General features: G+C 70.1%; 22 protein-coding genes. 8 read left to right on the forward strand and 14 right to left on the reverse strand.

Features of this window, described 5'->3' with window-relative positions; genetic code table 11:
* The 7 genes from AB0383_RS36450 to AB0383_RS36480 all read right to left on the reverse strand — a co-directional run bounded on the left by AB0383_RS36450 (nucleotide 1) and on the right by AB0383_RS36480 (nucleotide 7,304).
* The gene (locus AB0383_RS36450) at nucleotides 1-843 is read right to left on the reverse strand and encodes a carbohydrate ABC transporter permease (protein WP_364186469.1); all 843 of its coding nucleotides are present in this window, start codon (nucleotides 841-843) and stop codon (nucleotides 1-3) included.
* Nucleotides 843-1,754, reverse strand: coding sequence for a sugar ABC transporter permease (locus AB0383_RS36455; RefSeq protein WP_364186569.1), 912 nt, complete (start codon nucleotides 1,752-1,754; stop codon nucleotides 843-845). The genes AB0383_RS36450 and AB0383_RS36455 overlap by 1 nt, the downstream gene beginning before the upstream one ends.
* A gap of 71 nt (nucleotides 1,755-1,825) precedes the next feature.
* Nucleotides 1,826-3,142: an ABC transporter substrate-binding protein gene (locus AB0383_RS36460; protein WP_364186467.1), complete on the reverse strand. Its 1,317-nt coding sequence runs from the start codon at nucleotides 3,140-3,142 to the stop codon at nucleotides 1,826-1,828.
* Nucleotides 3,143-3,527: 385 nt separating this feature from the next.
* Complete coding sequence (locus tag AB0383_RS36465) at nucleotides 3,528-4,049, reverse strand: general stress protein (protein ID WP_364186568.1); 522 nt, start codon at nucleotides 4,047-4,049, stop codon at nucleotides 3,528-3,530.
* Between the two features lie 96 nt (nucleotides 4,050-4,145).
* A complete protein-coding gene (locus AB0383_RS36470) occupies nucleotides 4,146-5,045 on the reverse strand; it encodes an alpha/beta hydrolase (RefSeq protein ID WP_364186465.1) in 900 nt (299 codons plus the stop codon).
* A gap of 67 nt (nucleotides 5,046-5,112) precedes the next feature.
* Entirely contained in the window at nucleotides 5,113-6,048 is a 936-nt protein-coding gene (locus AB0383_RS36475; RefSeq protein WP_364186463.1) for a sigma-70 family RNA polymerase sigma factor, read from the reverse strand.
* Between the two features lie 59 nt (nucleotides 6,049-6,107).
* Entirely contained in the window at nucleotides 6,108-7,304 is a 1,197-nt protein-coding gene (locus tag AB0383_RS36480; RefSeq protein ID WP_364186461.1) for an acyl-CoA dehydrogenase family protein, read from the reverse strand.
* Between the two features lie 238 nt (nucleotides 7,305-7,542).
* On the opposite strand from AB0383_RS36480, the gene AB0383_RS36485 reads away from it, so the two are divergent.
* Both AB0383_RS36485 and AB0383_RS36490 read left to right on the forward strand, forming a co-directional pair.
* A complete protein-coding gene (locus AB0383_RS36485) occupies nucleotides 7,543-7,851 on the forward strand; it encodes a DUF4190 domain-containing protein (protein WP_220246425.1) in 309 nt (102 codons plus the stop codon).
* Nucleotides 7,852-7,894: 43 nt separating this feature from the next.
* Nucleotides 7,895-8,704, forward strand: coding sequence for a DUF4190 domain-containing protein (locus AB0383_RS36490; protein WP_364186459.1), 810 nt, complete (start codon nucleotides 7,895-7,897; stop codon nucleotides 8,702-8,704).
* Between the two features lie 52 nt (nucleotides 8,705-8,756).
* On the opposite strand, the gene AB0383_RS36495 is transcribed toward AB0383_RS36490, so the two are convergent.
* On the reverse strand, nucleotides 8,757-9,632 hold the full coding sequence (locus tag AB0383_RS36495; RefSeq protein WP_364186458.1) for a slipin family protein: 876 nt from the start codon (nucleotides 9,630-9,632) through the stop codon (nucleotides 8,757-8,759).
* Nucleotides 9,633-9,792: 160 nt separating this feature from the next.
* On the opposite strand from AB0383_RS36495, the gene AB0383_RS36500 reads away from it, so the two are divergent.
* The 4 genes from AB0383_RS36500 (at nucleotide 9,793) to AB0383_RS36515 (ending at nucleotide 13,700) form a co-directional block, all read left to right on the forward strand.
* The gene (locus tag AB0383_RS36500; protein WP_364186566.1) at nucleotides 9,793-10,626 is read left to right on the forward strand and encodes an aminoglycoside phosphotransferase family protein; all 834 of its coding nucleotides are present in this window, start codon (nucleotides 9,793-9,795) and stop codon (nucleotides 10,624-10,626) included.
* A 72-nt stretch (nucleotides 10,627-10,698) separates the two neighbouring features.
* A complete protein-coding gene (locus AB0383_RS36505) occupies nucleotides 10,699-12,027 on the forward strand; it encodes a CBS domain-containing protein (RefSeq protein ID WP_364186456.1) in 1,329 nt (442 codons plus the stop codon).
* A complete protein-coding gene (locus tag AB0383_RS36510) occupies nucleotides 12,020-12,544 on the forward strand; it encodes a DUF1003 domain-containing protein (RefSeq protein ID WP_364186454.1) in 525 nt (174 codons plus the stop codon). Before AB0383_RS36505 ends, AB0383_RS36510 begins: the two co-directional genes overlap by 8 nt.
* A 10-nt stretch (nucleotides 12,545-12,554) precedes the next feature.
* Nucleotides 12,555-13,700 carry an Mrp/NBP35 family ATP-binding protein gene (locus AB0383_RS36515; RefSeq protein ID WP_364186452.1) on the forward strand — a complete coding sequence of 382 codons (1,146 nt, stop codon included), beginning with the start codon at nucleotides 12,555-12,557 and terminating at the stop codon, nucleotides 13,698-13,700.
* 24 nt (nucleotides 13,701-13,724) lie between these two features.
* Here AB0383_RS36515 and AB0383_RS36520 read toward each other — a convergent pair whose 3' ends face one another.
* The 5 genes from AB0383_RS36520 to sigE all read right to left on the reverse strand — a co-directional run bounded on the left by AB0383_RS36520 (nucleotide 13,725) and on the right by sigE (nucleotide 18,112).
* Entirely contained in the window at nucleotides 13,725-14,225 is a 501-nt protein-coding gene (locus AB0383_RS36520) for a hypothetical protein (protein ID WP_364186450.1), read from the reverse strand.
* 220 nt (nucleotides 14,226-14,445) lie between these two features.
* Complete coding sequence (gene tatB / locus AB0383_RS36525) at nucleotides 14,446-14,871, reverse strand: Sec-independent protein translocase protein TatB (RefSeq protein ID WP_364186448.1); 426 nt, start codon at nucleotides 14,869-14,871, stop codon at nucleotides 14,446-14,448.
* A gap of 103 nt (nucleotides 14,872-14,974) precedes the next feature.
* Nucleotides 14,975-16,498, reverse strand: a complete 1,524-nt coding sequence (locus AB0383_RS36530) for a trypsin-like peptidase domain-containing protein (protein WP_364186446.1) — start codon at nucleotides 16,496-16,498, stop codon at nucleotides 14,975-14,977.
* Between the two features lie 325 nt (nucleotides 16,499-16,823).
* The gene (locus tag AB0383_RS36535; protein ID WP_366189724.1) at nucleotides 16,824-17,501 is read right to left on the reverse strand and encodes a zf-HC2 domain-containing protein; all 678 of its coding nucleotides are present in this window, start codon (nucleotides 17,499-17,501) and stop codon (nucleotides 16,824-16,826) included.
* Complete coding sequence (sigE, locus tag AB0383_RS36540; protein ID WP_364186443.1) at nucleotides 17,498-18,112, reverse strand: RNA polymerase sigma factor SigE; 615 nt, start codon at nucleotides 18,110-18,112, stop codon at nucleotides 17,498-17,500. The genes AB0383_RS36535 and sigE overlap by 4 nt, the downstream gene beginning before the upstream one ends.
* 190 nt (nucleotides 18,113-18,302) lie before the next feature.
* Between sigE and AB0383_RS36545 the strand changes: the two genes are divergently transcribed.
* Nucleotides 18,303-18,956 carry a class I SAM-dependent methyltransferase gene (locus AB0383_RS36545; protein ID WP_364186441.1) on the forward strand — a complete coding sequence of 218 codons (654 nt, stop codon included), beginning with the start codon at nucleotides 18,303-18,305 and terminating at the stop codon, nucleotides 18,954-18,956.
* A 4-nt stretch (nucleotides 18,957-18,960) separates the two neighbouring features.
* Here AB0383_RS36545 and AB0383_RS36550 read toward each other — a convergent pair whose 3' ends face one another.
* A complete protein-coding gene (locus AB0383_RS36550) occupies nucleotides 18,961-20,157 on the reverse strand; it encodes an MFS transporter (RefSeq protein WP_366189725.1) in 1,197 nt (398 codons plus the stop codon).
* A 64-nt stretch (nucleotides 20,158-20,221) separates the two neighbouring features.
* Here AB0383_RS36550 and AB0383_RS36555 point away from each other — a divergent pair, with 64 nt between their 5' ends.
* Nucleotides 20,222-21,118, forward strand: a complete 897-nt coding sequence (locus AB0383_RS36555) for a LysR family transcriptional regulator (RefSeq protein WP_366189726.1) — start codon at nucleotides 20,222-20,224, stop codon at nucleotides 21,116-21,118.
* Nucleotides 21,119-21,326 lie beyond the last annotated feature (208 nt).

Raw genomic sequence — 21,326 nt, forward strand, 5'->3', positions numbered from 1 at the left:
TCAGCCCTTCACCGCACCGGACGTCAGCCCCGCCACGATGCGACGCTGGAAGAACAACACGAACAGGATGATCGGGATGGTGATCACGACCGCGGCCGCGCTCACCTGGCCCGTCGGGTCCTCGAACTGCGAAGACCCGGTGAAGAACGACAACGCGGCCGGCACCGTGCGCGACGCCGTGGTGGACGTCAGCGAGATGGCGAACAGGAAGTCGTTCCAGCAGAAGATGAACACCAGGATCGCCGTGGTGAACACGCCCGGCGCGGCCAGCGGCGCGATCACCTTCCGGAAGGCCTGGGCCGGCGTCGCGCCGTCCATCTTCGCCGCTTTTTCGAGCTCCCACGGGATCTCCCGGAAGAACGCCGAGAGCGTGTAGATCGAAAGCGGCAGGGCGAACGTGATGTAGGGCAGGATCAGGCCCGTCCACGTGTCGAAGAGACCCAGGTTGCGCTCGATGTTGAACAGCGGCGTGACGAGCGAGACCTGCGGGAACATCGCGATCAGCAGGGAAAGCCCGACGAGCAGCTGTTTCCCGGGGAACTCGAGGCGCGCGATGGCGTAGGCCGCCATCGTGCCCAGCACCACCGCGATCACCGTGGAGATCACCGCGATGCCGATCGAGTTCACCAAGGCCCGCAGGAACTCCGACGTCTGGAAGATGTCGGCGTAGTTCTTCAGCGTCCACTGCTGGGGCCAGAAGCTGCCGTCGTTGAGCGTGTCCTTCGTCTTGAAGGACAGGGAGATGATCCACAGCACGGGGATCAGCGCGAAGGCCACGACGAGGATGTCGATGAGGCCCCAGCTCACTTTGCGGCCGGTCGTGACCGCACCACCGATGGCCATCAGCGTTTACCCCCGTCGTCCGTACCGGGTGCGGCGGTGCCGAACACCTTGATGAACAGGAACGCGATGATCGCCACCGTGATGAAGATCAGCACGGCCATCGTGGACCCGATGCCGAGGTTGAGACCCTTGACGAGGTTGTCGTAGGTCATCATCGACACCGATCCCGTATCCTGCGCTCCGTTCGTGAGCACGTAGATGTTGTCGAAGATGCGGAACGCGTCGAGCGTGCGGAACAGCAGCGCGACGAGGATCGCGGGTTTCATCACCGGCAGCATCACCTTGGTGAACCGCTGCCACGCGCTCGCGCCGTCCATCGCGGCGGCCTTGAGCAGGTCCTCCGGCACCAATGCGAGACCGGCCATCAGCAGCAGCGCCATGAACGGCGTGGTCTTCCACACCTCGGCGAGGATGATGATGAACAGCGACGGCCACTGCTCGGTGAGCGGCGCCGCGCCTTCGCCGAGGGCGTTCGCGAGGTAGCCGGTCTCCGGCGTCCACGCGAAGTACCACGAGAACGCGGCCACGACGGTGACGATGCCGTACGGGATCAGCGCGACGGTGCGCACGAGCCCGCGACCCACCAGCGTGCGGTGCATGATCAACGCGAGCGCCATGCCGAGCGCGAACTCGATCGCCACCGACACCACGGTCAGGAACATCGTGGTGCCGAACGCGGTCCACCAGTACGAGCTCGTGAGCACGGCCCCGTAGTTGGCGAACCCGACGAACTCCTGCTGCGCCGGGAACCGCAGGTCGTAGCGCTGCAGCGAAAGCCAGATCGAGTAGACGATCGGGTAGCCCGTCACCGCGATCATCACGAGGAAGGCCGGCGCGCAGAGCCACAGGCCCAGCCGCCGTTCGGCCCTCTTCCCCTCGCTGAGAGCGGGTTTTCCCTTGCGGTGGCTCACGACCTCGTGCGCGGCCGGTGCGCCGGTGGTGTCGGTGGTGTCGGCGGTACCGGTTGAGGGGTCCTGGACGGTCACGGGATCACTCCCTTCGACTGGAGCGCGTCACTGAGTTGTTCCCGCAGCTGCTGGGCCGTCACGGGCGGGTTGATCTCCGAAGGCGGCGACAGGATCTTCGACATGACCGTGGACGCGTTCTGGTACGCCGGGGAAAGCGGGCGCACCGCGGCAGTCTTCAACGCGTCGAGGATGGTGTCGCGCATCGGGTACTTGATGGCCATGTTCGGGTTGTCGTTCGACGCCGGCTTCGACGGGTCGAGCGGAACGTCGTTGTGGTACACCGATTCGATGGTCGGCGGCACGCCGTCGTTGATGGCCGAGAACTTCTGGTTCTCCGCACTGCGCAAGCACAACGCGGCTTCGAACGCCTCGGGCTTGTGCTGCGAGTACGTGCTCACCGCGAGGTCGTAACCGCCGATGGTCGTCTTCGCCGGCATGCCGGCCTTCGCCTCGGGGTACACCGCCCACTTGAAGTGCGACAGGTCCTGCGGCTTCTCCTCGGCGTAGGAGGCGTAGACGAACGGCCAGTTGAGCTCGAACGCGGCGTTGCCGCGCTGGAACGTCTGGCGGACGTCGTCCTCCTTCTGGTTGGTCAGCGACGGGTCCGTGATGCCCGACGACGTGACCTGCTTGAGCAGCGCCAGCGCGTCCACCGCGCCCTGGTCCATCACCACGGACTTGCCGTCGTCGGACAGGATGTGGCCGCCGAGTGACTCCACCAGCGTGTTGTAGATGACGACCAGGCCTTCGTACTGCGCACCGGTGAACACGATGCTGTACGGCTTTTTCTCCTTCTTGAGCTGCTGCGACATCTGCATCATCTCGTCCCACGTCTTCGGCGGGTTCGGGGTGATGCGGTCGTCGTACCAGAGCAGCTGCACGTTGGTGTTCTTCGGTGCGGCGTAGAGCTTCCCGTTGTAAGTGGCCGTCTCGAGCGGGCCCTGCAGCACGCCGTCGGACGCGGCGGCCTTGTTCTGGCCCGTCCACTCCTCGGCCCAGCCGGCCTCGGCGAACTCCGACACCCACGTCACGTCGAGACCGAGGATGTCCATGGACGTGTCACCGGCGGCGAGCCGCCGCGCCATCTGGATTCGCTGGTCGTCGGCACCGCGCTGGAGTTTGTTGTAGACGATTTCGTAGCGCCCGTTCGCGGCTTTGTTGCAGTTGTCCACAACGGTCTGGAAATTGTCCTCGGGCGCGTAGTACACGTTGATCTTCATCGGTCCCGAGCCTGTGCCACACGCGGCGAGCAGACCCGTGGTCATCAATCCGGCGGCCAGCAGCGCACCCGTTCGGGCGGGCGAGCGACCCCGTAGCCTCTTCTTCCCCATCGAACAAAAGCCTCCTCACCCGCGCACGCCGGTTACCGTGACGCCCCCAGGCATCACGACGCGATGAGGCGAGTCGCGCCAGCACCCCGACGTGCCAGTGCTCGGCCGGTCGCGCTGGAGGACGCGGCCGCCCGACTGGTGTCGGACAACCTATGCCCGGCGATCACACCCCGCAAGCAGTATCCGTAACGATTCAGGCTTGCGCAGCGCGAAACGCCGGAATTACCGGGGTGAACTGTCGGCCGACCGTGCTTCCATTCGGGTGACTCAGCACGAATTCGCCAACGGCACAACCCGAATTCGGCCCAGGACGCCCCCTAATCGGCCCCAGTTCTTCACTGCTCGGCACCACGGGGATGCGGCGCCGGGCAGTGGAGAACGGGTGTCAGGCAGTGGCGGGTGGCGGCTTCAACGCCAGCTTCGAGAGCAGTTCCCGCCCCTGTTCGGCCGAACGCGGCTGGCACAGCACGTCGTAACGCCCGGCCACCAATTGGCTCGCGGACGAGAAGTCACGGCGCCCGCGGGCCGCGCGGTAACCGATGCCGGCGAACAACAGACCCGAAAGGACACCGAGCACGAGCCCGGTGAGCAGTTGCAACGCGAAGCCCTGGTTCACGAACAGGCCCAGCAGCAGCCCGGCGAACAAGCCGAACCACGCGCCGGACATCGCGCCCGCGCCCAGGACCCGGCCCCACGTGAGCCTGCCGATCACGCGCTCCACAAGCATCAGGTCAACCCCGACGATCGTCACGTCCGTGACCGCGAACTCGCTCTCCGCCAGGAAGTCCACCGCGCGCTGGGCTTCCTGGTAAGTGCCGTACGACCCGATCGGCCAGCCGGTGGGCGGCGTCGGAAGCCGCGGCGGCCCGGCCGGCCGTCCACCACCAAAGGGACTGCTCACCATCATCACCTGCGTACTCGTCCGGTCCGAGGGGTCCATCTTGTCAAGAACCGGCGAACCGTGCGAACCGCGTACTGGTGAATGCCGTTCACCCTCGGTGCGTCAGTGGTCCAGGCCCTTCGCGAAACCGACCACCGCGTCGGCGAACAGCTCGGGCTCCTCCAGGTGGCCGAAGTGCCCGCTGTGCTCCAGGACCACGAGCCGCGAGCCCGGGATCCCGTCGTGCAGCTCGCGGCCCCAGCGCACCCCGCAGATCACGTCGTAGCGGCCGACGACCACGAGTGCCGGCACCTCGATCGTGTTCAGCACCGGGCGGTCGTCGAACAACTCGGGCGTGCCCTCGGCGTCGCGGCCGGAGATGTACCCGCCGCTCACCTGGTCCTGCATCGGGCCGAACTCGGCGACGCGGCCGCGGAAGTCGGCGAAGTACGCGGGCAGGATCCCGCGCACGGCAGTGGTCACGTCTTCGTCGGACGACAGCGAGCCGAGCGACTGGAACGCGGCGAGCACGGCGGGCAGACCGGGGTCGCCTTCGGAGCGGGCCGCGTACTCCTCCAGCTGGCGCATCAGCTCCTCGCCGTGCTCCGCTCCGACGACGGGCGCGCTGTCGTAGAGCACGATCCCGGAGACGCGCTCGGGGTGCGTCAGCGCGAGGCGCTGGGCGACGAAACCGCCATGGGAATGGCCGAGGAAGAGGGTCTTCCCGAGCCCGAGGTGGTCGAGCAGGGCGAGGACCGCGCGGACGTAGCGGTCGCGCGTGTAGCCGTCGGGGTGCGTGGCCAGCCGGCTCGAACCGCCGGTGCCGATGGGCTCCGGGTAGACGACGGTGAACTGCTCCTCCACGGCCGGCATGCGCAGGTACTCCCAGTCGATGCCGGGGCCGCCGGAGTGCGCGAGGCACACCGGGCCGGTGCCGTGGACGTGGTAGCGCTGCACGAGGCCGTCGAGCTCGACGGTGTGGGTGCCGGGGGCGAGGTGGTCGGTCACGTTTTGGTCGGACACGGGGTGCTCCGTCTCGTACGGGGTGTGTGGACACCCGCACGATGCGCAGCGGTGAGGGTTGGTTCGATCAGTTCGCTGTGACGGCGGCCATAGGCGCGTGGTGGAGCCGCAGCTCTGCCACGCGGCCGCCATCCAGCCTCATCAGCCAGGCGACGCCGGGCGGGCAGTGCGTCGGGTTGTCGGGTGGGTTGAGCAGGTCCATCTCCCACACCACGACCTCGCGGCTCGCGACGATGTGCACCGGCCGCTGGCGCACGCCGGCGGCGAGGTCGCCCTCCATGCCGCGCAGCAGGAAGTCGTGGCCGACACCGCGGACGTCGCCCGCGGTGAGCACGACGTCCTCGGCCCACCGGTCGGCGAGGACCCGGGTGAACTCGCCGCGTTCGGCCGCGGCCAGGGTGTCCAGCGCGTCGAGCTTGCTGCCCGCGACGAGCGCGCCGGCGTCGTCGTGGGCCGAAGCCGCGGTGGCGCGCAGGGCTTCGGCGAGCTTGGCGCGGCCCTGGTTCAGCCGGCTGCGCACGGTGCCGACGGGGATGCCGAGCGCCCGCGCGATCTGCTCGTACGACGTCACGCCGAGCGAGAAGTGCCGCAGCAGCATCACGAGCCGCACGGGCGGCGAGAGCTGTTCGACGGCGTGGGAGACCCAGTCGCGCAGCGCGTGGTCGTCGAGCAGCTGCTCGGGAGTGGCGAGCGTGGACGCCGTGAGGTCCCAGCCGTCGGCGACGGGAATGTCGCGTGTGGACCGAAGCCGTGCGCGGCAGGCGTTGCGCACCACCATCCGCAGCCACGCACCGACCGCGGCCGGGTCGCGGACGTCGCCGATCCGCCGCAGCGCGACCACGGCCGCGTCCTGCAGGGCGTCGTCGGCCTCGGCCGTGTAACCGAGGAGCGCGATCGCGACGCCGCGCATGCCGGCTTCGTGGCGCGCGAGCAGCGCGCCGAGCGCCGTCACGTCACCGGACTGCGCTGCGCGCGTCAGCTCGGTGTCCGAAAGCTCGCTCACTGGTCCAGGGTACGAGCGGTTTCGCGCACTCCGGTGTGAACTCGGGTACTCGGAGCCGCTCAGGATTTCGACTTGTACTCGCGCAGCAGCCCGCGGCTGATGATGGTCTTCTGGATCTCGCTGGTGCCTTCGCCGATCAGCAGGAACGGTGCCTCGCGCATGAGCCGCTCGATCTCGTACTCCTTGGAGTAGCCGTAGCCGCCGTGGATGCGGAACGCGTCCTGCGTGACCTCGGCGCAGTATTCCGATGCGAGCAGCTTCGCCATGCCGGCCCCGACGTCGTTGCGGACGCCGGAATCCTTGAGCCGCGCGGCGTTCACCATCATCAGGTGGGCGGCCTCGACCTTCGTCGCCATCTCCGCGAGCTTGAACGCGATGGCCTGGTGCTCGGCGATCGGCTTGCCGAACGTCTTGCGCTGCTGCGCGTACTCCACCGCCAGCTCGAACGCGCGGATCGCGATGCCGCACGCCCGCGCCGCCACGTTCACGCGGCCGACCTCGACACCGTCCATCATGTACGCGAAGCCCTCGCCGGGCGCGCCGCCGAGTACCTGGCCGGCGCCGATGCGGAAGCCGTCGAACACCGCCTCGGTGGTGTCGACGCCCTTGTAACCCATCTTCTCGATCTTCCCCGGGATGGTGAGGCCCGGCAGCACCTCGCCGTAGCCCTCGGGCTTCTCGACGAGGAACGTCGTCAGGTTGTGGTGGGCCTTCGGCGCGCCTTCGTCGGTCTTCACGAGCAACGCGATGAGGTTCGAGGTGCCGCCGTTGGTGAGCCACATCTTCGCGCCGTCGATCACGTAGTCGTCGCCGTCGCAAAGGGCCCGGGTCTTGATCGCGGCGACGTCGGAACCCAGGTCCGGCTCCGACATCGAGAACGCGCCGCGCACCTCACCCGTGGCCATCCGCGGCAGGTAGCGCTGCTTCTGCTCTTCGGTGCCGTGGCGGGAAATCATGTGCGCGACGATGAAGTGCGTGTTGATGACGCCCGAGACGCTCATCCAGCCGCGCGCGATCTCCTCCACGACGAGCGCGTAGGTGAGCAGCGACTCGCCGAGGCCGCCGTACTCCTCGGGGATGGTGAGGCCGAACAGGCCCAGCGCCCTCATGCCCTCGACGATCTCCGCCGGGTAGGCGTCCGCGTGCTCCAGCTCCTGAGCGTGCGGGATGACCTCCTTGTCCACGAACGAACGCACGGTCGCGAGGATCTCGGACTGCACGTCGGTCAGGCCGGCGGTCTGGGCGAGGCGGGCCATCCTGGGCTCCTTCCGCGGGGTTACCGCGGAGTATGGACGGCCGGGCGGGTACGCGCCTATGAGGGTGCTCACGCCGGGACCGCGTTTGCCCCGGTACTGTGTCGATCGTTACCAATCCGGCCACAGTCACGGCCGAATGGCTTCGCGGCAACAGGTTACGTGCCGCGCGGGGTCGGCCTGCTTTTGGCCGAATCAGGAAAGTCCGGTTCCGGGCAACCTGTGGCCGGGAAGGAGCGTGATGAACGAGAGCTACGAACACCCGTCGTTCGAGCACCAGCCGTACCCGCCGCAGGGCCCGCCGCCCGGCGCGGGTCTGGCGATCGGGTCGCTGGTGTGCTCGATCGCGGGCTTCATCGTGTGCGCGCCCGCCGCGATCGCCGGGATCGTGATGGGGCACATCGCCTACTACCGCTCGCGCCACGGGCGGGCGACCGGCGGCGCGCTCGCGATCGCCGGCTTCGTGATCGGTTACCTGGCGCTGGCCGTGTGGGGGATCATGATCCCGCTCGTGCTGCACGAGCTCGACAAGTACGGCGCCTTCGGCTGAGAAGGCTCGCGGTGGGCGACCACCAGAACCGAGGGGGAACCCGATGACCAACCCGTCCGAGCCGCAGGACCGGCCGAACGAGACCACGGCGTACGAGCCGCCGGTGACCGCCGACCCCGGCTCGTACGACCCGCCGGCCACCGCGGACCCGGCCCCGTACGACCCGCCGTCGGGCGACGCGACGGCGTTCAGCTCGCCCGACAGCGTCAGCTCGGCGAGCGACCAGCCGACGACCTTCGCGGCGCCGGACAGCACCGGGTCTTCGTTCGCCGCGCCGGGCTCGACCGAGACCGCGTCGTCCTACGCGGCGCCGGGGAGCACGACCGGTGAGCAGCCGTCTCCCTACGCCGCGCCCGGCAGCCAGCCCTCCGGCGGCTTCGCGGTGCCGGGCCAGCCCGAGCCCGCCGCCTACCCCGGCGTGCAGCCGGCCGGTGCGTATGCGGCTCCGGCCTACCCCGGCCAGCCGTACCCGGGCCCGACCGCCTCGTACCCGGGCGCTCCCGGCGCTCCCGGTGTGCCCGGCGCTCCCGGCATGCCGGCCGCCGCGCCGTACTCGCCGTACGGCCCGCCGCAGCCCTACGGTCAGCCGTACTCGCCGTACGGCCAGCAGCAGTCCAACGGCCTCGCCATCGGCGCGCTCGTCTGCTCGCTGCTGGGCCTGATCACGTGCCTGATCGCGATCCCCGGGATCGTCATGGGCCACATCGCGCTCGCCAAGGCCAATCGCGGCGAGGCCGGCGGACGCGGCATGGCGCTGTCGGCAGTGGTGATCGGTTACGTGATCGTGGCGCTGTACGTGGGCTTTTTCGTCACCATCGTGATCCTCGGAACCAACGGGTACCTCGACAACTGACCGGACAGCACACTCGCGCGGCCCGTCGACCAAGGCGGGCCGCACCGGTGCCTCACTCGGCCAGCGCGTCGCCTTCGTGGCGCGGCTGCGGCGGCCCCGCGAACCCGTTGGTCTCGGACTTGTCGAGCGCGGCGGGCTCCGGCGAAACCGCCTCCTCGGGCACCGATTTCGTGGCCTTCGGCGTGTTCGCGTCGAGGAACCGCAGCAGCTCAACGGGGAACGGCAGCACGAGCGTCGAGTTCTTCTCCGCCGAAACCTGCACCACCGTCTCGAGCAGGCGCAGCTGCAACGCACCCGGGTGGTCGCTCATCGCCGCCGCGGCCTGCGCGAGCTTCTCCGACGCCTGCAGCTCACCGTCGGCCGAGATCACCCGGGCGCGGCGCTCGCGTTCGGCCTCGGCCTGGCGGGACATCGAGCGCTTCATCGACTCCGGCAGCGCCACATCCTTGATCTCGACGCGGTCGATGTGGATGCCCCAGTCGATCGCGGGGCTGTCGATCATGATCTCGAGGCCCTGGTTGAGCCGTTCCCGGTTCGACAGCAGGTCGTCGAGGTCGCTCTTGCCGATGATGGACCGCAGCGACGTCTGGGCCACCTGGCCGACGGCCGCGCGGTAGTCCTGCACGTTGACCGCGGCCAGCACCGGGTCGACCACGTTGAAGTACACGACGGCGTCGACCCGGACCGTCACGTTGTCGCGTGTGATGCCGTCCTGGCCCGGCACCGGCATGGTGACGATCTGCATGTTCACCTTGTGCATGCGGTCGACCACCGGCACCAGCAGTGTCACGCCCGGACCGCGCACCTCCGGCCGGACCCGGCCGAAGCGGAACACCAGGCCGCGCTCGAATTGCTTCACGACCCGAACGCCCGACGCGAACCAGACCCCGCCCGCGACGATCACGGCACTGAGAATTTCAACGATCATGGCAACTCCCCGGGATCGCAGAACCCCTGGAATTTCACTGTACGCGCGGAATCGGCCCAAAGAAATGACTCGACGTGACCGGCACGATTAAGGACGTGCCCCGACTCGTGACCCGCCGTCGTTCGCCGCTCGCGCACCCCGGGTCCTCGGACCCGAGTGTCTGCCGTGGCTGACGTCGTTGCCCGATCTCGCCGGCCGCTTCGCCCGCGAATGGGACCTGGAGTTCGAAGGCGAGGCGATGCACGGGTTCGTCGGCGTCGTGCAGCCCGCGCGCCGGGCCGACGGCACGCCCGCCGTGCTCAAACTCGGCTGGCCGCACGAGGAATCCCGCGACGAGCCGCTCGCACTGTCCACATGGGCCGGTCAGGGTGCGGTGCTGGTGCTGGAGTCCGCGCCGGACGAAAGCGTGCAACTGCTGGAACGCCTCGACCACACGCGCACGCTGCACACCGAGCCGGTGCTCGAAGCCGTGGAAATCATGAGCGAGCTCGCCCGCCGGCTGGGGTTGCCGGCGCCACCCGCGTTGTCGCGGACGTTGAGCAGCGAAGCCGAACGTCTCCTGGAGGAACTGCCGAAGAGCTGGCACGACCTCGGCGGCCCGTTCGCCCGCCGTGAGCTCGACGCGGCCCTCGAAGTGTGCCGCGACCTCGGCCCCGCCGCGGGCGCGCTGCTCGTGAACGAGGACCTGCACTACGAGAACGTGCTGGCCGCCCGGCGCGAACCGTGGCTCGTGATCGACCCCAAACCGATCGCCGGCGACCTCGAGTACGGTGTGTTCTCCTTGCTGTGGAACCGGTTCGGCGAATCCACAGTGGACGAAAAACTGCGAGCCACCGGACTCGACCCCGACCGCGCTCGCGCGTGGACGCTCGTGCGCGCGGTGCAGAACCGGCTCTGGTCCGAGTCGGATCTGCGCGACTTCACCGGTCTCGGCGACGAGCAGCCCTTCTACGCGGTTCTTCCCGCTATGACCGCCTGGGCCTGCAAGTCCTAGCTGAGAGGACGCTGGCAAGACACGGTTGCGCGACGCGGGCGCAGGGGCCGCCTTGCGGATAGTGTCTGCCCCATGGCTGCCGTGAACAGGGTTTTTGTGGCTCGGCTGGCGGGTCTGCCGGTGTTCGGGCCCGACGGCGAGTCGATCGGCAAGGTCCGCGACGTCGTCGCGGGCCTGCGACTCGACCAGCAGCCGCCCCGCATCCTCGGCCTCGTGGTCGAGCTCGCGACGCGGCGGCGCGTTTTCGTGCCGATGCTGCGCGTCACCACGATCGAGCCGACGGCTGTGACGCTGGCCACCGGTTCGGTGAACATGCGGCACTTCACCCAGCGCCCCAACGAGGTCCTCGTCTGCGGGCAGCTGCTCGACGCGCACGCGTCGCTCGCCGGCACGGAGACGCGCGTGACGGTGGTCGACGCCGCGATGGAACCCACCCGCACCCGCGACTGGGTGCTCGCGAAGCTCGCCATCCGCGAACGCCAGACCCGGCTCGGAATCGCCCGCCGCCGCACCGCCATGCACGTGCTGCAGTGGAACGAGGTCGCCGGGCTCGGCCTCACCGACCTCACCGGACAGCCGCAAGGCGCCGGGCAGCTGCTGATGCTGTTCGACACCATGCGGGCCGTCGACATCGCCGCGACCGTGCGCGACCTGCCGCTCAAACGCCGCCACGAGGTCGCCGACGCGATGGACGACGAACGCCTCGCCGACGTGCTCGAAGAGCTGCCCGAGGACGACCAGAAGGAGCTGCTGGCCTACCTGTCGGAGGAGCGCGCGGCCGACGTCCTCGAGGCGATGAGCCCGGACGACGCCGCCGATCTGCTGGCCGAGCTGGCGCCCGCCGACCAGAGGCGGCTGCTCGCGCTGATGGAGCCCGAGGAGTCGGCGCCGGTCAAGCGGCTGCTGGCCTACTCGTCCCACACCGCCGGCGGTCTGATGACCCCGGAACCGGTGGTGCTCACGCCCGACGCGACCGTGGCCGAGGCGCTCGCGCACATCCGCAACGCCGACCTGCCCGCCGCGCTGGCCAGCATGGTGTTCGTGTGCCGCCCGCCGACGGCGACGCCGACCGGCCGGTTCGTGGGCGTGGTGCACTTCCAGCGCCTGCTGCGCGAGCCGCCCGCGGAGCTCGTGGCGAGCGCCGTGGACACCGACCTCACGGCGCTGCGGCCCGAGGCCTCGCTGGCCGAGGTCACGCGCTACTTCGCCGCGTACAACCTCGCATGCGGCCCCGTGGTCGACCCCGAGGAGCACCTGCTGGGCGCCGTCACCGTCGACGACGTGCTCGACCACCTGCTGCCCGACGACTGGCGCGAAACCGGCCTGCACGACGTCGCCGACGTGCCCGTCGAGGTCCACGACCAGGCCGAAGCCCACACCCAGGAGGCCGACCGTGCCTGAACTCTCCTCGGGCCGCCGGCTCGACCAGCCGCGCAGCCAGGCGCGGTTCCGGCTCAACATCGACCCGGACACCTTCGGCCGCTTCACCGAGCGCATCGCGCGGTTCCTCGGCACCGGCAAGTACCTGTTCTGGCAGACGCTCATCGTCATCGTCTGGATCGTGCTGAACCTGGTCGCGGTGTCGCTGCGCTGGGATCCGTACCCGTTCATCCTGCTCAACCTGGCCTTCTCCACGCAGGCCGCGTACGCCGCGCCGCTCATCCTGCTGGCGCAGAACCGGCAGGACGACCGCGACCGCGTCTCGCTGGAAGAGGACCGCACGCGCGCCGCGCAGACGAAGGCCGACACCGAGTACCTGGCGCGTGAGCTGGCGGCGCTGCGGCTCGCCGTCGGCGAGGTCGCCACCCGCGACTACCTGCGCAGCGAGCTCGATCGGCTGCGTGACGACCTCGCGGTACGACCGAAATCACGCAAGCCGAAGCAGGCGGCGAAATCGGACGTGCCGACCGGTACGTAACATGGGTCTGGTGACGAGTACACAGCAGTTCCCCAGCGTCGAAGACGTCCGCACCGCGCTGAAGGACGTGTACGACCCCGAAATCAAAAAGCCGATCACCGACCTCGGCATGGTCAAGGACGTCGTGGTCGGCGAAGACGGCGTGGTCGCCGTCGGCATCTACCTCACCGTGGCGGGCTGCCCGCTCAAGGCGACGCTGACCGAGGACACCACCAAGGCCGTCAAGAAGCTCCCCGGCGTCGCCGACGTGCGGGTCGAGCTCGACGTGATGAGCGACGAGCAGCGCACGGAGCTGCGCAAGTCGCTGCGCGGTGACTCCGCCGAGCCGGTGATCCCGTTCGCGCAGCCGGGTTCGATGACCCGCGTTTACTGCGTGGCTTCGGGCAAGGGCGGGGTCGGAAAGTCTTCGGTCACCGTGAACCTGGCCGTCGCGATGGCCGAGCGCGGCCTGTCCGTCGGTGTCGTCGACGCGGACATCTACGGCCACTCGATCCCCCGCATGCTGGGCGCGCGCGAGAAGCCGACCAAGGTCGAGACGATGATCATGCCGCCGCAGTCGCACGGCGTGAAGGTGATCTCGATCGGCATGTTCACGCCGGGCAACGCGCCGGTGGTGTGGCGCGGCCCGATGCTGCACCGCGCGTTGCAGCAGTTCCTCGCCGATGTGTTCTGGGGCGACCTCGACATCCTGCTGCTGGACCTGCCGCCGGGCACCGGCGACATCGCGATCTCCGTCGCGCAACTGGTCCCGAACGCGGAGATCCTCGTGGTCACCACGCCGCAGCAGGCCGCCGCCGAGGTGGCCGAGCGCGCGGGGGCGATCGCGATGCAGACGCGTCAGCGCGTGGCCGGCGTGATCGAGAACATGTCGTGGCTGGAGACGCCTTCGGGCGAGCGCATGGAGATCTTCGGCTCCGGCGGTGGCCAGGCCGTGGCCGACTCGCTGTCGAAGTCCGTGGGCTCGCAGGTGCCGCTGCTGGGCCAGGTGCCGCTCGACCCGCGCCTGCGTGAGCAGGGCGACGAGGGCACGCCGATCGTGCTGGCGGAGCCGGACGCGCCGGCGTCGCTGGTGCTCAAGGAAGCGGCGAAGAAGCTCACCGTCCGGGCCCGTGGCCTGGCGGGGATGATGCTGAACGTCAGCCCCGCCGGCCGCTGAGGGGTTCGTCGGCGCCTAGGAGGCCTAGGAGGCGCGGACGGTCGTCAGGATGGTCTTGTCGGCGCCCAGCGTCACCGCGGTGGCGCCGGGCTGCGTGACGGCCCAGTCGACGTTCGCGGAGTCGCCGGGGCCGACGGCGGTGGCGGCTTCGGGGTGGCCGTCGACGTTCACGTCGACCTGCTGGTCCGAGGTGAGCACGACCCGGACGCGGTCGCCGACCTGCACGTCGACGGTGCCGGCGGGCGGGTTGATCTTGCCCTTGGCCCAGTCGAGCGTGATGAGGACGTCGACGTCGGGCACGCCGGTCTGGGCGCCGCGCTTCACGTAGGTCTGGTCTCCGGCCGGGGCGTTCAGCGTGCTGCTCGGGGACGGCGAGCCGAACGGCCCGCCGGTCGTCGCGGGCGCCGGCACCGACGTGTAAGTGGCCGGCGGCTGGGTGCTGGGCTCGTCGTCCGCGGTGCACCCGGCGGCCAGGACACCCGCTGCGGCGATGATTGCGGCCAGGGCGCCCGCACGGCGTGACATGTCAGAGACCTCCAGGGTCGTTATGGGCGGTTTGCCCGAGGCTACCCAGGAAGTTCGTTTCGTCGTGCGAGAGGTCGGGTCACGTCGGGCCGGCCGCGACACCGGCAGCCCGCCACAGCCAACTCGCCCGTTCCGACCGCCGCAAGTCGGCCCTCGCCCGACGTCGCGAGGTCCGGCCGAGGTCACACCCGGACCGGTCGCAAGCGGACGGACCCGGCGCTCAGGTGGCGTCGGGGTCGACCGGGGGCCGCTCGCCCGGCTTGAGCGGTTCGGCCTGAGGCGTGGCGCTCTGCGGCTTCACGGCGTGGGAACCGTTGGACCCGTTCGTCCCGTTCGAACCGTTCGTGGAGTTGAAGCTGTTGAGCCCCAACGGATCCGCGTCCCCGTCGAACAAGTGCTGGGTCACGACCCGCTTGGGGTCGAAGTTGCGGAGCCCGCGCAGGTCTTCCAGCGGCTTGCGAAGCTGGTCGAACTCCGGCCCCATCTCCTCGCGCAGCTGCGCGCGCGCACCGTTGGCGAACTCGCGAACCTTGCGCACGCTCTTCGCCATCCACGACGCGGCTTCCGGAAGGCGCTCCGGGCCGAGGATGAAGAGACCGGCGACGATGAGCACGAGGATCTCGCCCCATCCGACACTGTCGAACACCCGTGAACCTCCGCTCGGTGCTTCCCCGGTCAGAGTACCCGGGCCGCCCCGTGTTCCGGCAGGCCCGAAGGACGAAGCGGGGCTTAAGACGATGTGACGTCGATCAGTCGGATCCGAGCGTCACGTCGACAACCAGCACCGCGCCGGCGCGCGCGAGCTGGACCGGCACGACCTCACCGACGTCGTGGTTGCGGACAGCCACGGTCAGCTCCGCGGAGTCGCGTACCAGGCGGTCGCCGATCTTCGTGATCACGTCGCCCTCCTTGATACCGGCCGCGGCCGCGGGGCCGTTGGGCTCGACGTTCTTCACCTGCGCGCCCATCGTGGCCGAGCCGGCGACCGTGGAGGAGGCGTTGATGCCGATGTCCGCGTGGACGACCTTGCCGTCCTTGATCAGCGCCTTCGCGATCTTCATCGCGTAGTCGCTCGGGATGGCGAAACCGATGCCGATGCTGCCGCCGTCGGCACTCGACGAGCGGATCGACGAGTTGATGCCCACGAGCGCGCCGGTGGAGTCGACGAGCGCGCCACCGGAGTTGCCGTGGTTGATGGCGGCGTCGGTCTGGATGGCCTCGTAGGTCACGGGCGGCTCGCCGCTGTCGCCGCCGGCCGTGATCGGCCGGTCGAGCGCGCTGACGATGCCCGACGTCACGGAGTTCTGCAGGGCCAGCGGCGAACCGACGGCGATCACGGCGTCGCCCACCTGCAGGTCGGACGACTTGCCGATCTGCATCACCACGGGGTTGGTCACGTTGACCTTCACCACGGCGAGGTCGGTCTTCTGGTCGGAGCCGACGATCTTGGCCTCGGTGCGCGTGCCGTCGTTGAAGATCGCGGTGATCTTCACGGTCGAGTCGGCGACGGCGGTGGTGACCACGTGCTCGTTGGTGAGGATGTAGCCCTGCGGGTCGATCATCACGCCCGAGCCCTGCTCACCGGAGTCGGCGCCGGGCTTGAAGACCTCGAGCGACACGACCGCGGGCGAGACGCGCTTCGCGATGTCGGCGATCGACCCCGGCGGGCGTTCCTTTGCCGCTTCGGCCTCGGAGATCGTGGCGCTGCCGGTGAGCGCCGAGCCCGTGTCGGCGATCCACCAGCCGACGAGCCCGCCGACCGCGCCCACGAGCAGCGCGACCACACCGAGCAGCGCCAGGGCCTTCGGCTGCACGCGGCGGCCGAACAGCACCTCGGGCAGGCTCAGCAGCGCGCCGGACGGGCGTTTGCGGGGCTTCTCTTCGTCTTCCGCGGGCATCGCCGGGCCGGCCAGCACGGCGCCGGCCGCGGGATCACGCCACGGGTCGCGCGGGTCCGTCCACAGGGGATCTTCGGGCGCGGCCTGCTCGCCGGTCGCCTCGCGCGGGCGCTCCAGCACCACGCCTTCGGCACCCGGCGGGCGGCGGAACGCCTCCGCGAGCGACTCCGGTGTGGGCGGGGCGAGGTCGAGGTTGCCCTTGCCGTTGGGGGCGGGTGTGTAGAGCTTGTCGAACGCGCCGTCGACACCGCGCGGCCGGCCGAACACCGCTTCCTGCGCCGGGTCCACGGCGGGGCGGTCGAGCGGCCGGGGTCCCAGCCGGTCGTCGCCCGCGGCAGGCGGCTGGGCGGAGTTCGCGTTCGGCTGCTCGGTCATCATTCCCCGGGGCTGAGATCAGGTGGCTGGGCGTGACGATACCCAAGCCTCGACGTCCGAGTCTGCCCAGACGACGGTGAAATGGCTGTTGGCCCGAGCCGCACCACACGATCTGCCTCGGTGGTCGGGGCCGTTCGCCGAGCACATTCGGGCCGGCCACGCGACCAGCCGCGTGGCAGTCGGCGGCAGATGGCCGGCCGCGCGCTGGCTCTGCGCGCTGGAACGCGGCGAGCGCTCAGCCAACCGGGGCAGTGGCCGAACACACCGGCCTCATGAGCTGTTGCCCCGCACCGCTACCTCCCCCTGGAGAAGCGGTGCGGGTGGCTCAGCGAGCCGGAACCGGAGTCAGCCGGTCGACGACCGGCGTGGCCGTCGGCGACGTCGGGGGCGGCAGCGTCGGCTCGGAGCGGGGTACGGCCATTTGCGCGGGCAGCAGGTTCGCGTTGGGCTGCGGCACACCGCCGGTGTCCGGGGCGCCTTCGCCGCTGTCGGCGGTCGTGCCGACCAGGGCCAGCGCGCTCAGCACCAGCCCGGAGACGACAACGCCCGCGCCTTGTGCGGCGCGCTTACGGGTGAGGGTAAAACGGCCGCCGCCGAGCACGTGGGACGAGTGCCCGAGCGGCGTGGACGAGCCCAACGGGGCAGTACCTCCGAGGACCCCCGCGTCACGCAGGCCCGCGACCCGGTCCGGGCGCTGGATGGCGACGAGCTGGCCGTCGGCCGTCATCGCCAGGTTGTCGGGAGTGCCGGGCAGCTCGGTGTGGTCCGGGATCGACCGCAGGCTCGCGAGGAACGCGGCCGACATCGACGGCTCGCCGGCGCGCTTCACAGCCGCGACGGCCTGCCGCTGGGCGGCGACCTCGGCAGCGCACCCCGGGCAACGGGCGATGTGGGCCGACGCGCGGTCCTGCGCGCCGAGCGACAGCTCGCCGTCGACCAGCGCGACCACGACATCGGGAAGCAGGTGCGACTCGGGGAGACCCCACCCTCGCGCAGCGGTCATACCGGCACCTTCACAGACTCGTCCCGGAGCGCACGGCGGCGCTCCAGCGACGCACGCAGCGCCTGCCGGCCGCGGTGGATGCGGCTGCGAACGGTGCCGAGCTTGACACCCAGCGTGGCGCCGATCTCCTCGTACGAGAGGCCTTCGACGTCGCAGAGCACCACGGCGGCCCGGAACTCCGGGGGCAGCTCGTCGAGCGCCTCCTGCAAGTCGGGGTCGAGGTGCGTGTCGGTGTAGACCTGCTCGGGGCTCGGGTCGTCGCCGACGATGCGGTCGGTGTCGTCCGGCAGCCCCTCCATGCGCACGCGCGAGCGGCGGCGGGCCATGTCGAGGAACAGGTTCGTGGTGATGCGGTGGAGCCAGCCCTCGAAGGTGCCCGGCTTGTACGACGCGAGCGAGCGGAAGACGCGGATGAACGTCTCCTGCGTGAGGTCCTCGGCGTCGTGCGTGTTACCGGTGAGGCGGTAGGCCAGGCGGTAGACGCGGTCGGCGTGTTCGCGCACGACCTCGTCCCAGGACGGGGGCGTCCAGGTGGCCTCGCCCGAGTCCACGGTCACCGGCTCGGGTTCCGACTTGTCAGCGGTCTGCATCAGGGGAGCAGGCACCTCCATCTGCGACTCTCCTCTTCTGCTCAGCCAACGCTGCTCTCGGGCACGGTGTTCCCGCGCGGTCGAGATTGAGTTTGTCGGGTCTCCTTATGGTTCTAGTGAGACGGGACTGAGAGCAGGCTGAGAAGTTATTTCGGCGGGCTTACCAGGGAGCCTTCGCTGATTTATCGACAAGCAACGCTAACCTTCGCGCGTGAGTTCCGGGACGCATGCGGCCTCGGCGGCCGAGCCGGTCGGCGCCGAGTACGTCGACGGGTACCTTCCCGACGACGACGTACTGGCCGCAGCGCGGGCGCGCGCGGCCGACCTGGGCTGCGCCCCGCTGGCGTCGGGGGCGGGCGCGACCTTGCGTTTCCTCGCCGCGACGCTCGGCGCGCGGGCCGTGGTGGAGGTCGGCACGGGGGTCGGGGTGAGCGGCCTGCACCTGCTGCGCGGGATGGCCCCCGACGGCGTGCTGACGTCGATCGACCTCGAGCCGGAGTACCAGCGCGCGGCGCGCAAGACGTTCCTCGAAGCCGGCATCGCACCCGGCCGCACGCGGCTGATCGTCGGCCGCGCCCTCGACGTGCTCCCCCGGCTCACGCCCGGCGGCTACGACCTGGTGTTCGTCGACGCGACGCGCCTCGAGTTCCCCAACTACTATGAGAAGGGCGTCTCGCTGCTGCGCCGCGGCGGGATCATCGCCTTCCACAACGTGCTGGCCGGCGGCCGCGTCGCCGACCCGTCGCGGCGAGACCCGGAGACGCTCGCCCTGCGCGAGGTCGCGCGGGCGATGCGGGAGGACGAACGCCTGGTCCCGGCCCTGTTGCCGGTCGGTGGCGGGCTGCTGGTGGCGGCGGTCGGCTGAGGTCTTACGTGTGCGCCAGCTCGCGGGTGCGGACGTGGACCGTGGTGCCCACGCCGACGGCGGCCGCGGCGAGCAGGAGCCACACGGCCACGGCGGCGATGAGCCAGGCCCAGCCGGCTTCGCCGTAGATCACCGCGCCGACCGCGCCGCCGACGCTGCTGCCGAGGTAGTACATGAGCGTGTAGCAGCCGCCGGTCTGGCCGCGGGCGTTCTCGGGTGCCTCGGCGGCGGCCCAGCTGTTGGCGATGGCGTGAGCCGCGAAGAACGAGCAGGTCAGCACCACAAAACCGACGGCGACCATCGCCACGGAGTCCGGGATGGTGAGCGCCGCACCGACGGCCATGAGCAGCAGCGCGCCGATGATCGCGCGGCGGCGGCCGATCCTCGTCGCCAGCTGGTTGGCCGTCGCCGAGGAGACCGAGCCCAGCGCGTAGGCGAGGAAGACGAGTGACGCGATGGCCGGCGAGAGGTGCAGCTCACCGGTGAGGCGGAAGCCGGCGGCGTTGTAGAGCGCGACGAACGAGCCCATGGCCAGCAGCGCGACGGCGTACTGGGCCAGGAGCACGGGTTTGCGCACGGCGTGGAGCAGGCCGATGCCGACGTCACGCAGGGATTGGCGGTCTTCCTGGTGCTGCCGGCCGCGCGGCAGCGCGACGACGGTGACGATCGCGCAGACCAGCGAGATGCCGGCCACGACGTACAGCGCGCCGCGCCAGCCCAGCGGGCCCGCGGTGAAGCCCGTCGCGAGGCGGCCGGTCATGCCGCCGATGGAGTTGCCGGCGATCATCGCGCCCACCGCCGCCGCGACGCCGACCTTGCCGAGCCGCTCGACGAGGTACGCCGTGGCGACGCCGGGGAACCCCGCGATCGCCACGCCCTGGACAGCGCGCAGCACCAGCATCACCGAGTACGACGGCACGAGCGGCAGCAGCAGCCCCAGCACCGCCGAGATCACCACCGACGCGATGATCACCGACCGGCGCCCGACCACTTCGGACAGTGCCGCGATGGGCAGCACCGAGATCGCCAGCGCCCCCGTCGCCACGCTCACCGCGAGCGACGCGCCACCGGGGTCGAGGTGGTACTGCTGCGCGAGCTGCGGCAGTACCGGCTGCGGCGCGTAGAGCAGCGCGAACGACGTGAACCCGGCAGCGGCGACGGCGACCTTGACCCGAACTGTGGTACTGGCTGTAGTGGTCACGTCTGCCGAAAGTAAGGAGAGCTAACCAATACGTCCAATACGGTTATGCGCGATAATCCATACCGTGACGCATGAAGACCTGACTTCCCAGCTCGCGCCCCACCTGCTGCTCCTCGCGACCCTGCGGAGCACGAGGAACGTCACACGCGCGGCCGAGCTACTGGGTGTGCCGCAGCCCACGGTGAGCCGCCGGCTCACGGCCCTCGGGGAGTCGCTGGGGGCGCCGTTGACGGTGTCGGATGGGCGGGGAATCCGGCTGACGCGGGCGGCGGAGTTGTTGGCGGAGGCTTCCGAGCGGGCGCTGGCTTCCGTCGACGCGGGAGCGCGGCTGGCTCGGGAGGAGATCGAGCCGGAGAGCGGGCGGGTGGTGCTGGGGTTCCTGCACCTGCTGGGGAGGTCGTTGGTGCCGTCTTTGCTGCGGGGGTACCGGGCGCAGGTGCCGGGGGCGCGGTTCACGTTGGTGCAGGGGTCGCGGCAGGAGATGGTGGATCGGCTTGCCGGTGGCGAGCTGGATTTGGCGTTGCTGGCGCCGGTTCCTGAGGATGTGGTGTTCGAGACGGCGGTGTTGTCCACGCAGCCGATTTTGTTGTCGGTGCCTTCGGGGCATCGGTTGGCTGGGCGCAGTGGGGTGCGGATGGAGGAGCTGGCGGATGAGGAGTTCGTGTTGCTGGAGCCCGGGTATGGGCTGAGGCGGATCACGGACGAGTTGTGTGCGGCGGCGGGGTTTTCGCCGAAGATCGCGTTCGAGGGGCAGGAGTCGGACACCGTGCGGGGGTTGGTGGCGGCCGGGTTGGGGGTGGCGTTGTTGCCGCATTTCGAGCCCGGGGCGCCGGCGGGGGTGGCGGAGGTGCAGATCGAGCCGCCGGTGGGGAGGACGATCGGGTTGGCTTGGCGGAGGGGGGAGCCGGTTAGTCGGGCTGTGGGGGTGTTTCGGGAGTTTGTGTTGGGGATGGCTCGGTGAGGTGGGCTTTGGGTCCTCGCGGGGCGTGTTGCGGTGGGGGCGGGTTCGGGCCTCGCGGGGCGTGTTGCGTTGGGGGGGCGGGTTCGGGCCTCGCGGGGCGTGTTGCGTGGGGCGTGCGGGTTCTCGGGCCTCGCGGGGCGTGTTGCGTTGGGGGTGCACCCCGAAGCTGGATTGTGTTGACGGCCGGTGACGTGTTGTCAAGGCGGGA

Source organism: Amycolatopsis sp. NPDC051373, assembly GCF_040689465.1.
Classification (GTDB): Bacteria; Actinomycetota; Actinomycetes; order Mycobacteriales; family Pseudonocardiaceae; genus Amycolatopsis.